Origin of the sequence: Moheibacter stercoris, from assembly GCF_040545805.1 — a bacterium.
GTDB lineage: Bacteria > Bacteroidota > Bacteroidia > Flavobacteriales > Weeksellaceae > Moheibacter > Moheibacter stercoris.
Genome location: NZ_JBEPMO010000031.1, coordinates 1 through 13,803, shown reverse-complemented (window position 1 = coordinate 13,803; position 13,803 = coordinate 1). Strand labels below are relative to the sequence as shown.

The following is a 13,803-nucleotide window of genomic DNA, read 5'->3' as shown; positions in this document are numbered from 1 at the left end:
TGACATAAACACCATCACATTTCCTACTTCCTACTTCCTCGCAGTAGGGATTACCTGCGGTACATACTTCGTAAGTGTAATGGATAGCCCGGTCGAGTTGTGAGCCCCTACTTTTCTTCTTTATATATAAGATAATCGAGCAAGTAGAATCGCTCAAGAAATATAAATGGATGGTTTTAAAATGCTCCTAAGTCTATTTTTAAGGAAATAATGTTGGAATAAAGAGCAATACTCTGATCTCCTACATCGGTCAAAGCATAGTCCAAGGAAATTCCTTTGTACTTGAATCCTAATCCAATATTGGGTTGGAAGGTCAGTTCTTTGTCTCCATCAAAAGTGGTTTCGTATTGGAAGTTGTTGACTCCTCCTCGCAAAAACACCATATTGTCATATCCGACTTCAAAACCGGCTGCAGGTGAAAAGCTCAATGCGCTAGTAGAAACCAAATCGTTGGTTTGAGCAAACTGGAAGTTTAGGTCAATCTCACCGATCACATTGAATTTGTCGCTGATTTTAAAGTCCTTCCCTACTCCAAATTGAAGTTTCGGCATGGTTAATTCAATGGTTTCTTCTGGCAAATCGTTGACCGTCTGCTGATTTCCAGTACCAGGTTCGGTTACGGTTAATCCGTTGAGTTCATCTTCTTTGATAGACCAAGCGTTAAATGTGGTTGTAATGTCACGCGCCATCAATCCAAAAAAGAAACTGTCTTGGGTACGGTATTGCAATCCTAGATCAATTCCGAAACCGAATGAACTCGCAAATTTCCCGATGTGACGATAAACCAATTTGGCGTTTGCCCCAACCGCAATGTTTTTGTTTCCTAAAAAATATCCCGCATAAGACAATTTCAAGGCATAATCAGCGGTTGAGAATTTACTGATACGATCATAATCGATATTTCCTTGGGAATCGATCAACTGAGTTGTATTCAAAATATCATCCACTCCAAATCGATAAAGAGAAGCAGCGACTACAGCATTGTTTTCTAGCGGCATGGCTCCTGCTATATAATCATACATGGCGATTCCTTGAAAGTATTCGGCATGCATGGCTGCCAATTGAGGTCCATGGTAGACTTCTGTTAAACCTGCCGGATTCCAATAGGCTGCATTGACATCATTAATGTTTGCCACCACTGCATTTCCCATTGCAAATGCACGAGCATCTACTCCAATGTTTAAAAATTCGTTGGAATATTTTCGAAATGCTTGAGCATAGCTCAAGGAACTAATAAGGATAAGAAAAGATGTAATTTTCAGTTTCAAAGCTATATATGAGTTTATGGCAAATTTAATTTGGCAAAACTACGTCAATTTTACCTAGCAAAAATCGATTGTTTTCTTTAAAACATAAAATCCGTTTTTTTATTGCGTAAGAAATGTTGTTATCTTCGTGGTTCGTTTTGCGAAGTTCTGAAAAGGAAATTTGCTTTTAATATTTTTTAATGAAACTTTTTACATTACCAAATTTATTAACGCTCGGGAACTTGCTTTGCGGCTGTGTGACTATCCTTTGCTTGAATGAATTCATTGGGAATAACAAGGAATCTCTTAGTCACATCAATTCACAAGGTGTGCTTTTGTATCTCATTTTTGGTTTGTTGATGGGTAGTTTATTCTTGGATTTACTCGACGGAATGGTTGCAAGAGCCCTTAAAATCAATTCAGAAATCGGAATTCAATTGGATTCATTGGCAGATATGGTCAGTTTTGGACTTACACCAGGTTTGATGATGTATGTGATGATAACTAATTATACCGAACACATGATGGGCGGATTTTTAGGGATACTTGGATTGTTTGTTACCTTATTTTCGGCTTTGCGTTTGGCTAAATTCAATGTCGATACGGAACAATCCACTTATTTCAAAGGTTTGGCTACGCCTGCCAATACTTTGTTGATTTTTTCTGTGTTTTGGATGTATGTTCAAAATGGGAAAATTCTTTCTCCCGAATATGATTTGGTGATTCTTTTGGTTTTATTGGTCTTGTCTTGTTATCTATTGATTTCAAACATTCCATTATTTTCATTTAAATTCAAAGGATTGGCTTGGAAAGACAATCACTATAAATATCTATTTTTATTCATTAGTTTGATTTTATTGGGTGTTTTTTGGGTAAGTTCGCTGCCTTTGATTATCCTATTCTATATTATTATATCTATTGTATTTAGAAAAAACATTGTTCATGCTTAATTTACATAAACCTATTTGCTTTTTTGATTTGGAAACGACCGGAATCAATGTTGGGAAAGACCGAATTGTCGAAATATCTGTTTTAAAAGTTTTTCCAAACGGAAACAAAGAAAGCAAAACACTTCGGGTGAATCCTGAAATGCCGATTTCGGCTGAAGCAACTTCTGTCCACGGAATCACCAATGAAGATGTTGCCAATGAACCTACATTCAAAGAAATTGCTCCTAGAATTTGGGACATGATGAAAGATGCTGATTTGGCTGGTTATAATTCCAATCGATTTGATGTTCCTTTATTGGCAGAAGAATTTTTGCGTGTGGGAATTGATTTGGACTTGGAAAAACATAAATTGGTCGATGTTCAAGTAATCTTCTTTAAGAAAGAACCAAGAGATTTAAGTTCAGCTTACAAATTCTATTGCGACAAAAACTTGGAAAACGCCCATTCGGCAGAAGCAGATGTAGAAGCAACCTATGAGATATTCAAAGCTCAGATCGAACGATATGAAGATTTGGAAAATGACATCAAATTCTTAAGCGAATATACTTCTCAACGTAAGACTGCAGATTTAGCAGGAATGATCGGAATTGATGATAAAGGAAATGAAGTCTTTAATTTTGGTAAATACAAAGGACAATCTGTCCGTGAAGTTTTTCAAAAAGACCAAGGTTATTATAGCTGGATTCAAAATGCTGATTTTCCATTGTATACCAAGAAAGTTTTTACTAAAATTCGTTTGGGAATCGGATAAAACTTGACGATTTATCCAAAATTTCCTTACATTTAAGAAAAGAAACCGTTTACTATGACATCAAAAATTACCTATACAGGAAATTTACGAACAGAAATGACACACTTATCATCGGGATCAAAAGTTGAAACCGATGCTCCCATAGATAACAACGGAAAAGGTGAACGCTTCTCACCGACCGATTTGGTTGCGACAGCATTGGGAAGTTGTATGTTGACTATCATGGGAATTGCAGGAAATACACATTCTATCAATATTACTGGAACAGAAGTTGAAATCACAAAAATTATGACCGCTGCGCCTAGAAAAATTGGGGAAATCATTGTGAAATTAAACGTGAAAGGTCAAGATACCTATTTGCAAAAAGAAAAAGCAATTTTGGAAAATGCCGCCTTAACATGCCCAGTATTTCTAAGTCTATCTGAAGACACCAAAAAAACGATTGAATTTCAATGGCCTAATTAAATTTGACTTTCCTAAGTTTTCTTAAATTCTAACACTACTCAATGGATTTACCTTCTCTAATAGACTCCATACACCCAATTAAACACGAATCTAAAATCCTTTTGCTTTCAAAATTTGAGGAAAAGCATTTCCCTAAAAAACATATTTTATTGGGATCTGAGCGAATGGAGCATTATCTCTATTTCATCAAAAAAGGGGTTGTACGAGCTTTTTTCAATTCTCCCGATAAAGACATTAGTTTTTGGTTTGGTACAGAAGGTGATCCTATCTTATCCATGCAAAGTTATGTTTCGCACAGGAAAAGTTATGAAAATATAGAATTAATTGAGGATTCTACCTTGTACGAAATACGAATCTCTGACCTTCAAGAACTTTATTCCACCAATATTGACATCGCCAATTGGGGAAGAAAATTAGCGGAACAAGAATTGATCAAAACAGAGAAATTATTTCTTTCTCGCCAATTCAAGTCGGCATCTGACCGCTATGCTGAATTATTGAAAGAAAATCCTGAAATCATCCAACGTGTTCCTTTGAAAATCATTGCTTCCTATTTAGGCATCACTCAAGTTAGTTTGAGTCGAATACGTGCTGAAATTAAATAATCGAATTTAACATTTGTTAAAATATATCTAGTTCCATCTCGGGAAATTTGCCTTAAAAAAAGATATGAACTGGATTATTTTAATCATTGCCGGATTTTTTGAAGTAGGATTTGCATCTTGTTTAGGAAAAGCAAAACAAGCAACTGGAAATGAAATGTACGCTTGGTATGCAGGATTTTTAATCTGTTTGGCTATCAGTATGACCTTATTAATTAAAGCTACCCAAACTTTACCCTTGGGAACAGCTTATGCGGTTTGGACGGGAATTGGTGCAGTTGGAACCGTTTTAATGGGCATCTTTTTCTTCAAAGACCCTGTTAATTTTTGGCGAATTTTCTTCATCACTACACTTGTGGGTTCGATTGTGGGTTTGAAAATGGTTTCGAACTAAATTTTCTCATATAGTCTCATAAACGAATCCAATTAGAATAAAGGAAAATCCGTTTCAAAAATCTTAACTTTGCAAGATGCAAACAGTTGTTGTAGGATTATCGGGTGGAGTAGATTCAAGCGTAGCAGCTTATTTACTTAAAGAACAAGGATACAATGTGATTGGGTTATTTATGCGTAATTGGAATGATGCTTCTGTTACGTTGGAAGATGAATGTCCTTGGGTTGAAGATAGTAAAGACGCATTATTATGCGCAGAAAAATTGGGAATACCTTTTCAGGTAATTGACTTAAGTGATGTCTACAAAGAACGAATTGTGGATTATATGTTTGCCGAATATGAAAAAGGTAGAACACCCAATCCAGATGTTTTGTGCAACCGCGAAATCAAATTTGATATATTCCTAAAAACTGCAATGGAATTGGGAGCCGATTTTGTTGCCACTGGGCATTATGCAAGAAGAGAAGAAATGGAAATCGACGGACAAAAAACCTATCAACTTCTTGCGGGTAAAGACAATAACAAAGACCAATCCTACTTTTTGTGTCAGTTAAGCCAAGAGCAATTGAGCAAAGCTTTGTTTCCAATTGGACATTTGGAGAAATCGGAAGTTCGAAGAATTGCGAAAGAACAAGATTTGGTAACGGCCGATAAAAAAGACTCTCAAGGATTATGTTTCATTGGGAAAGTGAGTTTACCAGATTTTTTACAACAACAATTAAAACCTAAATCTGGAAACATCATTGAGATTGATAAAAACCATCCGATTTATTCTCAAGCAAAACCTGAATTTGCTTCCAAATTTGAAGAATTAAGTTTAGAAGCCAAAGGTGTTAGCTATACTTCGGATATGGGGAAAGTTGTGGGAACGCATGATGGCGCTCATTATTTTACCAAAGGTCAACGAAAAGGTTTGGGAGTTGGTGGAAAAGTAGAACCTTTGTTTGTTCTGGATACTGACGTTCAAGAAAATATCATTTATACGGGACAAGGAAGTACTCATCCTGGATTATTAAAAAAAGCTTTGTTTATTCAAGAAGATGAAATTCATTGGGTACGTGAAGATTTAAAAATTCAACCAAATGAAACCATGGAAGCCATGGTGAGAATTCGTTATCGTCAACCCTTGCAAAAAGCAATTTTGCACAAAGCTGAAAATGGTTTGTATATTGAATTTGAAAAACCTCAATCTGCAATTACCGAAGGTCAATTTGCTGCTTGGTATCTGGATGACGAACTAATTGGCTCAGGTGTGATCAATTAAAACTATTCATTTTCATTTTGGTCGAAATTACAATGGAATTCTAAAGTTGAATTTCCTAACCAAAATCTCTATAAATCACAAACCCAAATTCACTGAATATTTTCAATTGAATTTGGGCTTGGAAAGTGCTTGAAACTATAAAAACAAAAAAAGTTTAGAGTCCCATTTGCAACTATTATTTTGCAGGTGGTGGGAATTTCGCTAAAATTTCTTCAATTGCTTTCGGAATATCGTCACCTTTTGAATCCAAATTGGAAACGTTTAGTCCGCTTCCCGCACCTTGCCATATTAAAATATTCTTTTTATCGTCTACAATATCAATGATGATAGTACCCGATGTATATTGGTAAACACGAGATGGTCCGCCATAATAAGGTCCCCAATATCCACCACCATAATATCCATTGTCAATATTGATTTTTTCCTTTGAACTTGCCAAAACATTGATCAATAATTCTGGGTTGTCAGATTTGGTAAATCCTTTTGCTTTTAATTGCGCTTCAATCGAAGTTAAAATTCTACGTTTATCCAAATCATTCAATTCCAATTTATCAATTCCTTTTTGATGGAAATTATATGTTTTGTACGTATTGAAATCTGTCGATCTATCAAAATCATAGCTTACGCGAACGGTATTACATGAAACCATGAATACGGTTGCCAATACAAAAACGAATAAAGATTGTAGTTTCATTTTTTTTCAATTTTATCAGACATTAAAGTTAGCACAAAAATTATTCCTATTAATAGAATTTCATTTCATTTAACAAAAAAGCCCGGAATTTCCGAGCTTGTATATTTTGCTATGATTTTTCTTTACGGTAAGAAATAACTAATTCCAAAATTTAAGTTGGAAGTTTTGTTAGATTCATTCGCAGCATCATTTTTTACTTGGTCTGTTAAACCTATTAAATATCTCACTGAAAATTCCACATTACGATTCAAACTATATCCAACTCCTAAACCAGCTCCGAAATCAAATCCTGAGTATTCATTGTCATCTGCTTCTGTTGGGAAATCATATTTATCAGTATTATTTCCAACTTGAATTCCAAAGAAAGGTCCTCCTTCTACGAAAAATTCACTACTAGCATCTGTAAAATACAATTTTGCGAAAATTGGCACATTGATCATACTCACAAAAACCTTTTGTTTGTAGTCACCATCATTTCTGAAATATTGATCAAATTCTCCCTGTGCTGAATATTGAACTTCGGGTTGGAAGAATAAAATATCATTATTGGTAATTGGGATCAAAGCTGTTACTCCAATCTGGTATCCACCTCTTGATTTTGAATTGGAATGCACGTCTGTGATGTTGGTAATGCTACCAGCAGCACGAGCACCAAAACGAATTTGAGCTTGAGTGAATTCGGCAAATAAGAAGGTAACGATGGCGAATAAAACGATTTTGTTTCTCATTGTTTCTGGGTTGATTTTAATGCTACAAATATATACCTAAATTTTAGAACGCAAAAAAGTCCAAAAAATTGGCTTTTGGACTTTTTGAATTCTTATAATCTTAATGAATTATGCTAAAACTTTTGCAACGGTCACTCCAATTTCTGCAGGAGAATCGACAACATGAATTCCGCATTCACTCATGATGGCCATTTTTGCTTGAGCTGTATCGTCTTTTCCTCCAACGATTGCACCAGCATGTCCCATTGTTCTTCCTTTTGGTGCAGTTTGACCAGCGATGAACCCTACTACTGGTTTTTTAGAACCAGATTCTTTGTACCATCTTGCAGCTTCTGCTTCCAATTGACCTCCAATTTCACCGATCATTACTACCGCTTCTGTTTCTGGGTCATTGATAAACAATTCCAAAGCTTCTTTGGTTGTTGTTCCAATGATTGGATCACCACCAATACCAATTGCAGTTGAAATTCCGTATCCAGCTTTTACAACTTGGTCTGCTGCTTCATAGGTTAAAGTTCCTGATTTAGAAACGATTCCTACTTTTCCTTTTTTGAAAACGAAACCAGGCATAATTCCTACTTTTGCTTCATCAGCTGTAATTACTCCTGGACAGTTTGGACCGATCAAGGTAACATCACGGTTGTCAATATAAGCTTGAACTTGAACCATATCATTTACAGGAATACCTTCTGTGATACAAATAACCACTTTGATTCCTGCGTCAGCAGCTTCCATAATAGCGTCTGCAGCAAATGCTGGTGGAACGAAAATAATACTTACATCAGCTCCCGCTTTTTGAACCGCGTCAGCAACTGTATCAAATACTGGTCTTCCCAAGTGTTCTGTTCCACCTTTTCCAGGAGTTACACCACCTACGACGTTCGTTCCGTATTCAATCATTTGCTCTGCGTGAAAAGTTCCTTCTTTTCCTGTGAATCCTTGTACGATTATTTTCGAATCTTTATTTACTAAAACTGCCATTGTTAAATTTTTGAGTGACAAATGTAACCAATTTCATATTTTTACCAAAGTCTTTTCATCTGATTAATATTATTTTTCCCATGAAAAGCAATGAAATTTAAAACTATCATGATGAAATATCCCCTATCGATCTTAGCCGTTTGTTTATTTGGAATTCTCAATGCTCAAATTCATCAATTTCATGGAAGCTTGAATGAGTATTTAAATGAAGAAATTCATTCACAAACAAGTGAAAAAAACATTCAAAACCCAACTTTTATTGTTGATGGCAAAACATTTCTAAATGAAATTCCGACAGAGATTTACAACCTTAAAAAAGAAGACATTAAAAGTGTTTCGTACATCGGAAATGAAATACAGGATTTAACCAAAATATGGACCGACACTTCCAAACAAGGCGTTCTTTTCATCAATACTCATAAATATTCAACTGAAGAATCGGAATATTTGCCAGAATTTATCCTTTATTTTTTTGACGGGAAATTGATCGATGCTGATTATTTAAAATCCGTTCAACCCAGTGATATTGAGTCGGTGAAAGTAATTAAAAATCATTTTGACGTGAACGAAAAAAAATACCATGGCATGATCATCATAGAACCTTTTGATATTACTCAATAGGATTTCGTTCAGACATCGCATACAAAGCAAAACTCGCCAACCAATGTTCTCCTTCGTAACTTCCATCAACAATCGATGGTAAGGAGTGCGCCAAATGCACATCTCCTAATTGTTTCAAGTGTCCGTATTTTTCTGGAAATTGTTTGGCCAAACGATAGAATACCCAAGCTCTGGAAAAATTCAATCCGTCTAAATGAACCAAATGACCATCTTCACGATCTGAAACTTTCGCTACTTCCAATTCAAATTCTTTGGTTTTTAATTCGGGCAAGAAAACATCTAACCAACTATTCAATTCTTCTGGACTTAAAATTCTTTGCATCAAGGAAACTTCTTCCAAACAAGGCGACAAAAAATCAAATCCATCGGGTTCCCAAGAAATCGGACAGTTTTTATCATTGGAATACAAACGTTTTGCAGCTTCTTCAATCGATGATTTCAAATTTTGATTCTTGGCATGAATGGCATAATCATAGGCGAAACTCATCCCGAAAGCTGAATTGTTATGGGTTCCAACACGAATTGGATACAATAATTTCGGCAGAAATTCTTGGTATCGACTAACCAAAACATCGGTTAATGGTTGAAGGTTTTTGGCCATTTGCTGCGCGTCTTCATTTTGCCAAGTATTTAATTCCATTTGCAATTTCAACAACCAAGTCCAACCATAGGTTCTGGAAAAGGAATATTCCTGTTTTCGATTGAAATACGCAATTTCTCCTTGAATATTTTCTTCGGTAATGTTTTGTTTTAATTTTTCTAAAATTTCCTCACGATTGTTCAATTCTGGAAAGTCTTTCAACAATTTCACCAATGACCAATGTCCATGAACAGACGAATGCCAATCAAAACAACCATAAAAAGCCGGATGTAATTCACGCGGAGATCCTAAATCTTCTTTCGTGTCCAAAACTTGACTTGTTTTATTGGGATATTCCGTTTGCAAACATTTGAAAGGTAAACTTGCCAAGCGATTGGCTTGTGCTAAATCTAAATTTACCTTAGAATCATCCAAAGTTTCAACAATATTGGTCACTTCTTCGGAAGGTGATTCTTTTTGATTGCATGAAACCATAACGATTAGACTTATTCCCATCAATACATTTGCAACTTTCATCTGATTAAAAATTTATTAAAGATAAAAAAACCTTGTTAAGCAAAACTTACTAGACAAGGTTTTCTTTCTTTGGCTTGGATTATTCCAAACGAATTTCTTTCAATTCTCCATTTGGCGTAATCAGATGATAGATTTTATCAGAATTGATTTCTTGATGCTTTTTATAAACAATTTGAACATTCATCACATATTGCAAACCTACAATTGGAGATGAAGCATTCATGACTTTGTCAAATCCATCGGTTGGTAAACCATCGAAATAAAAAGTTCTCGATTTTCGTTCTTCCTTTTGTACAACCAAAGTATTATTGTTGTAGTAATTGTTATAGGAAACAGTTCCTGACTCATATGCTCGATAGGACTTGTATTGATTTCCAGGTTGAACAGATGAAAACGAAATGGTAAATTCGGGCACTAAATCCCAGTCCTTTTCATTTAAGTTTAAATGCTTAATTCGTTTCTTTTGAATAGAAATAGCTTCTGCAAGCATTTCATCATAAATCTTATCTTGATTGTCAGCATAATATTCAACATTGATGATGTTATAAATCTTCTGTTTCGAAGCCAATTCAACCAATTGGTCAAATAATTCAATTTGCTTCAATTTGAAAATGATGTTCTTTTTGATTTCAAATCCTACATCCACTTGTTGAATGTTGACCTTCTCTCCTTCTGCTTCGGAAATATGATCATAGATTTTGGTTTGCGAAATAAAATCCACATATACATCTGATTTTTTAATACCCAATTTTTCAATTGATCGAATAAAATTCTCGATTCGCTTGTTGATTTGTGTATTACATAATTCAACCGATAGATTTTCCTCATTCACTCCAAAGGTGACCATATAATAATCGGCTTGAACATGGTTCAAAATAGAAATATCCAAAGTGATGGAATTTTCATTGGTCAAAATTTTAGGTTTCAGATTGGTTAAACTATTTGAATTGTTTTTTTGATACGAATTGGAATAATCTGTATTTCCGTACAATTGATTTCCTCCAATTTGTGCAAAGGAAAGGGTGAAAAATAAACTTGTGAAAAGGCTAAAGATTGTTTTCATTTTTTGAAAATTTTAAATTAATGCACAAGTATCGCCTCAAATAAAATTTCACAATTGGCAAAACGACTTTCTATTTCCTGTAAAGATTTTCCAAAGTTTTACAGTAGATTTACAGTAGGAAATTTTCTTCCAAAACCTAACTTTATCGGCAAAATGAACGAACTAGAAATTTTTCAGGAATTGAAAAATCGGATATTGAATTCTTATCGAGATTTCTATCCTTATTTTCAAGGCGATTGGAAAAATTTTAGTTCAAAGGACATCCGACAGCTCATTGAATTGATAGAAGAAAATCAAAAAGAAACGGTCAGTGAAAAATGGATTTATACCCATTTGAAATCGGAAACGAATGAGAAATTACCACGAAAAGATTTATTGGATATCTTTTCGAAATTTGTAGGAGTTTCCTCCTGGGAAGAATTTGCCTACCAAGAAAGATTAAAGACGACACAACCAAGAGTTTCTAAAAAATCCAAAAAGAATACGAATAAGAAAAAATTTAGAAAACGTTATTTTTTGGTTTTGTTGATTCCAATAATTGGTTTTACCGTGTATGAATGGGCAATTCATCTCAATAAAAAAACAATCCTAATCAAAAATGAAATCACCAAACAACCTGTTCAAGAATCAGAAGTAGAAGTTTACCATCTAACCAATGATTCCAAAAAGAAATTGAAAATGGAAAATTCACGTGTAGAAATTCCCAATACAAGCGATAAAATAAGCATTGAAAGCCCTTATTTCGAAGAACAAGAAATTCAGCTTTCCTCAACGGTGGAGGAAATTTATATAAAACCAGAAGATTATGCTTTGGTTTTGAAAAGATTCATCGAATCGGATTGGGATGATTGGGAAGTTCGGAAAGAAAAATTGAACAAAATATTGTCTGAGGATTTAGAAGTCATTCTTTTTTTGAAAGACGAATTGGGTGCGGAACATCTCAATAAAAAAGAATTTTCGGAGAAACTCATCTTGCCCACGCAAGAAACCAAAAAAATGAAAATTTTGACTATCGAAACCAATGCCAACAAAGAAATAACCTTCATCAGAATTCAGAAATCATGAAAAGTATTTTTCTATTTATAAGCATACTTATTTTTGCAACCAATGGTTTTTCACAAACCATTGAATCCAAACAAGAAATTCAAGCTCAGTTTTCATCGAAAAATATTGCTGCTTATCAGTCCAATTCTCATAGCATGATTTTGGAGTTCTATGATTATGCAAGCCGATATTCTCAAACAAAGGATGATAAACTAAAGAAACAGATACAATCCAATTTGGAATCCTTGGTTCAAAATAATTCAATCAAAATACCCAATTTTGAAAATCAATCAACTTCATATCAGAATCTGGATGAATTTTTGGCGTCAATCGAGTATAAAAATTGGAAATTTGAAGTGAATGAAATAAAAAGTTCTTCCAATATTCAACTCGATCATTGGATAAATTCTTATTCGCTTAAAATTGATAAAGGGAAGAAAATAGTAAAAGAAACCATCCAACAAACCATTTATTTTACACCTATTCAGAAGAAATTCGGAACAAAAACCAAAACCGTTTGGGCTTTGAAATTGGGAACTATTGACATTCACTAAATGAAATTAAAAGTAGATTCATTCGTTTTAGCGATTATTTTCACGGTAATTCTTGCCTACGTATTCCCTGATTTTGGTCGGGAAGATAGTCCAATTCCTTTGGATGAAATCGCAAGCATCGGAATTTCCTTGATTTTCTTTTTTTACGGATTGAAATTAAGTCACGAAAAAATCAAACAAGGATTGAGCAATTGGAAATTGCATTTATTGGTTCAATCCACCACATTTTTGATTTTCCCTTTGCTCGTAATTGCTGCGAAACCATTTTTTCCAAGTGGAGATTCCGAAATGATTTGGTTGGCATTTTTATTTTTGGCTGCATTACCTTCTACCGTTTCTTCTTCTGTTGTCATGGTTTCCATGGCGAAAGGAAATATTCCAGCGGCAATATTCAACGCAAGTATTTCGGGATTGATTGGGATTGTCTTAACTCCACTATGGATTGGACTTTTCATACAAAATACATCACAAGAATTCGAATTCAGTTCCATTTATTTGAAACTATTGACCGAGATTCTTCTTCCAATAATTGCTGGTTTATTCTTACAGAAATATTTAGGGAAATTTGCACAGAAGCATAGCAAGAAATTGACAAGATTTGATCAGTTCATCATCCTGATTATCATCTACAAAAGTTTTGCGCATTCCTTTTTAACCAATGTATTTAGTTCCGTTAGCTGGAAAGAATTAGGAATAATTACATTAATTGTACTTGCGCTATTTTACTTTATTTATTTCTTGACTGGATATATCGCAAGGAAATTGCAGTTCAATTTGGAAGATCAAATCACCGCTCAGTTTTGCGGAACGAAAAAATCCTTGGTTCATGGAACTGTATTCGCCAAAATTTTGTTTACAGGTTTTCCAATTGGAATTATTTTACTTCCCTTGATGATTTTTCATGCGATACAGATTTTCATCATCAGTATAATTGCAACGAGTTTGGGAAAGAGAGAATAAATTTCAAGAATAGAAAAATATCAATTCCTAATTCACAAATAGAAAAGATCTCATACATGAAATAGGATTGGATTTTTATTAAATCATTTTAAAAGTGAGATAGTTTGTTCATCGAAATTTAATTGGTTTATTCTAATTATAAAAATATCATTTAAATATCAATTCCTTTTAAAAGCAAACTTTCTAAAGTTCGAAATATATCCTAATTAATAAAAAACAAGTAAGTTGAATCCACAAAAAAAGGAACCCATTACTGAGTTCCTTTTTTATTTTTTATTGTCCCGTCCTAAAATAAGTTGACACAAAATCGACTTATTATGAAAGAATTAAATTCCGAAAGGAACAAACGGACGCAACGAGATTATACT

General features: G+C 34.2%; 16 protein-coding genes. 10 read left to right on the top strand and 6 right to left on the bottom strand.

Annotated features, from left to right (window positions below; translation table 11 throughout):
- Positions 1-176 precede the first annotated feature (176 nt).
- Positions 177-1,268 (bottom strand): putative type IX sorting system protein PorV2, encoded by a 1,092-nt coding sequence (locus ABID46_RS13390; RefSeq protein ID WP_354510952.1) that lies wholly within the window; start codon positions 1,266-1,268, stop codon positions 177-179.
- A 179-nt stretch (positions 1,269-1,447) separates the two neighbouring features.
- Between ABID46_RS13390 and ABID46_RS13385 the strand changes: the two genes are divergently transcribed.
- The 6 genes from ABID46_RS13385 to mnmA all read left to right on the top strand — a co-directional run bounded on the left by ABID46_RS13385 (position 1,448) and on the right by mnmA (position 5,673).
- The gene (locus tag ABID46_RS13385; protein WP_354510950.1) at positions 1,448-2,197 is read left to right on the top strand and encodes a CDP-alcohol phosphatidyltransferase family protein; all 750 of its coding nucleotides are present in this window, start codon (positions 1,448-1,450) and stop codon (positions 2,195-2,197) included.
- The gene (locus tag ABID46_RS13380) at positions 2,190-2,948 is read left to right on the top strand and encodes an exonuclease domain-containing protein (protein ID WP_354510948.1); all 759 of its coding nucleotides are present in this window, start codon (positions 2,190-2,192) and stop codon (positions 2,946-2,948) included. Before ABID46_RS13385 ends, ABID46_RS13380 begins: the two co-directional genes overlap by 8 nt.
- Positions 2,949-3,002: 54 nt before the next feature.
- Positions 3,003-3,413: an OsmC family protein gene (locus tag ABID46_RS13375; protein WP_354510946.1), complete on the top strand. Its 411-nt coding sequence runs from the start codon at positions 3,003-3,005 to the stop codon at positions 3,411-3,413.
- A gap of 41 nt (positions 3,414-3,454) precedes the next feature.
- Positions 3,455-4,018 (top strand): Crp/Fnr family transcriptional regulator, encoded by a 564-nt coding sequence (locus tag ABID46_RS13370; protein ID WP_354510944.1) that lies wholly within the window; start codon positions 3,455-3,457, stop codon positions 4,016-4,018.
- A gap of 64 nt (positions 4,019-4,082) precedes the next feature.
- Positions 4,083-4,409, top strand: coding sequence for a DMT family transporter (locus tag ABID46_RS13365; RefSeq protein ID WP_354510942.1), 327 nt, complete (start codon positions 4,083-4,085; stop codon positions 4,407-4,409).
- Between the two features lie 76 nt (positions 4,410-4,485).
- Entirely contained in the window at positions 4,486-5,673 is a 1,188-nt protein-coding gene (mnmA, locus tag ABID46_RS13360) for a tRNA 2-thiouridine(34) synthase MnmA (RefSeq protein ID WP_354510940.1), read from the top strand.
- 175 nt (positions 5,674-5,848) lie between these two features.
- On the opposite strand, the gene ABID46_RS13355 is transcribed toward mnmA, so the two are convergent.
- From ABID46_RS13355 to sucD, 3 genes are all read right to left on the bottom strand, one after another.
- The gene (locus ABID46_RS13355) at positions 5,849-6,367 is read right to left on the bottom strand and encodes a DUF4136 domain-containing protein (protein WP_354510938.1); all 519 of its coding nucleotides are present in this window, start codon (positions 6,365-6,367) and stop codon (positions 5,849-5,851) included.
- A 122-nt stretch (positions 6,368-6,489) separates the two neighbouring features.
- Positions 6,490-7,095 (bottom strand): porin family protein, encoded by a 606-nt coding sequence (locus ABID46_RS13350; protein WP_354510936.1) that lies wholly within the window; start codon positions 7,093-7,095, stop codon positions 6,490-6,492.
- Positions 7,096-7,203: 108 nt separating this feature from the next.
- Positions 7,204-8,076 (bottom strand): succinate--CoA ligase subunit alpha, encoded by an 873-nt coding sequence (sucD, locus tag ABID46_RS13345; protein WP_354510934.1) that lies wholly within the window; start codon positions 8,074-8,076, stop codon positions 7,204-7,206.
- 108 nt (positions 8,077-8,184) lie between these two features.
- Between sucD and ABID46_RS13340 the strand changes: the two genes are divergently transcribed.
- Positions 8,185-8,697, top strand: a complete 513-nt coding sequence (locus ABID46_RS13340; protein WP_354510932.1) for a hypothetical protein — start codon at positions 8,185-8,187, stop codon at positions 8,695-8,697.
- Here ABID46_RS13340 and ABID46_RS13335 read toward each other — a convergent pair.
- Together ABID46_RS13335 and ABID46_RS13330 are read right to left on the bottom strand one after the other, a co-directional pair.
- Entirely contained in the window at positions 8,687-9,814 is a 1,128-nt protein-coding gene (locus ABID46_RS13335; RefSeq protein ID WP_354510931.1) for a DUF2891 domain-containing protein, read from the bottom strand. The genes ABID46_RS13340 and ABID46_RS13335 overlap by 11 nt on opposite strands.
- 79 nt (positions 9,815-9,893) lie before the next feature.
- Entirely contained in the window at positions 9,894-10,877 is a 984-nt protein-coding gene (locus tag ABID46_RS13330; protein ID WP_354510929.1) for an SIMPL domain-containing protein, read from the bottom strand.
- A gap of 153 nt (positions 10,878-11,030) precedes the next feature.
- On the opposite strand from ABID46_RS13330, the gene ABID46_RS13325 reads away from it, so the two are divergent.
- The 3 genes from ABID46_RS13325 to ABID46_RS13315 are packed head-to-tail and all read left to right on the top strand — an operon-like array spanning position 11,031 to position 13,435.
- Positions 11,031-11,942, top strand: a complete 912-nt coding sequence (locus tag ABID46_RS13325) for a hypothetical protein (protein WP_354510928.1) — start codon at positions 11,031-11,033, stop codon at positions 11,940-11,942.
- Complete coding sequence (locus ABID46_RS13320; RefSeq protein WP_354510926.1) at positions 11,939-12,475, top strand: hypothetical protein; 537 nt, start codon at positions 11,939-11,941, stop codon at positions 12,473-12,475. The genes ABID46_RS13325 and ABID46_RS13320 overlap by 4 nt, the downstream gene beginning before the upstream one ends.
- A complete protein-coding gene (locus ABID46_RS13315; RefSeq protein WP_354510924.1) occupies positions 12,476-13,435 on the top strand; it encodes a bile acid:sodium symporter family protein in 960 nt (319 codons plus the stop codon).
- Positions 13,436-13,803 lie beyond the last annotated feature (368 nt).

Bases quoted from the DNA above. Each gene is read 5' to 3' on its own strand.
- ABID46_RS13335 (WP_354510931.1), bottom strand. From the start codon at position 9,814: ATGAAAGTTGCAAATGTATTGATGGGAATAAGTCTAATCGTTATGGTT.
- sucD (WP_354510934.1), bottom strand. From the start codon at position 8,076: ATGGCAGTTTTAGTAAATAAAGATTCGAAAATAATCGTACAAGGATTC.
- ABID46_RS13355 (WP_354510938.1), bottom strand. From the start codon at position 6,367: ATGAAACTACAATCTTTATTCGTTTTTGTATTGGCAACCGTATTCATG.
- ABID46_RS13330 (WP_354510929.1), bottom strand. From the start codon at position 10,877: ATGAAAACAATCTTTAGCCTTTTCACAAGTTTATTTTTCACCCTTTCC.
- ABID46_RS13325 (WP_354510928.1), top strand. From the start codon at position 11,031: ATGAACGAACTAGAAATTTTTCAGGAATTGAAAAATCGGATATTGAAT.
- ABID46_RS13385 (WP_354510950.1), top strand. From the start codon at position 1,448: ATGAAACTTTTTACATTACCAAATTTATTAACGCTCGGGAACTTGCTT.
- ABID46_RS13375 (WP_354510946.1), top strand. From the start codon at position 3,003: ATGACATCAAAAATTACCTATACAGGAAATTTACGAACAGAAATGACA.
- mnmA (WP_354510940.1), top strand. From the start codon at position 4,486: ATGCAAACAGTTGTTGTAGGATTATCGGGTGGAGTAGATTCAAGCGTA.
- ABID46_RS13365 (WP_354510942.1), top strand. From the start codon at position 4,083: ATGAACTGGATTATTTTAATCATTGCCGGATTTTTTGAAGTAGGATTT.
- ABID46_RS13320 (WP_354510926.1), top strand. From the start codon at position 11,939: ATGAAAAGTATTTTTCTATTTATAAGCATACTTATTTTTGCAACCAAT.
- ABID46_RS13380 (WP_354510948.1), top strand. From the start codon at position 2,190: ATGCTTAATTTACATAAACCTATTTGCTTTTTTGATTTGGAAACGACC.
- ABID46_RS13340 (WP_354510932.1), top strand. From the start codon at position 8,185: ATGATGAAATATCCCCTATCGATCTTAGCCGTTTGTTTATTTGGAATT.
- ABID46_RS13350 (WP_354510936.1), bottom strand. From the start codon at position 7,095: ATGAGAAACAAAATCGTTTTATTCGCCATCGTTACCTTCTTATTTGCC.
- ABID46_RS13370 (WP_354510944.1), top strand. From the start codon at position 3,455: ATGGATTTACCTTCTCTAATAGACTCCATACACCCAATTAAACACGAA.
- ABID46_RS13315 (WP_354510924.1), top strand. From the start codon at position 12,476: ATGAAATTAAAAGTAGATTCATTCGTTTTAGCGATTATTTTCACGGTA.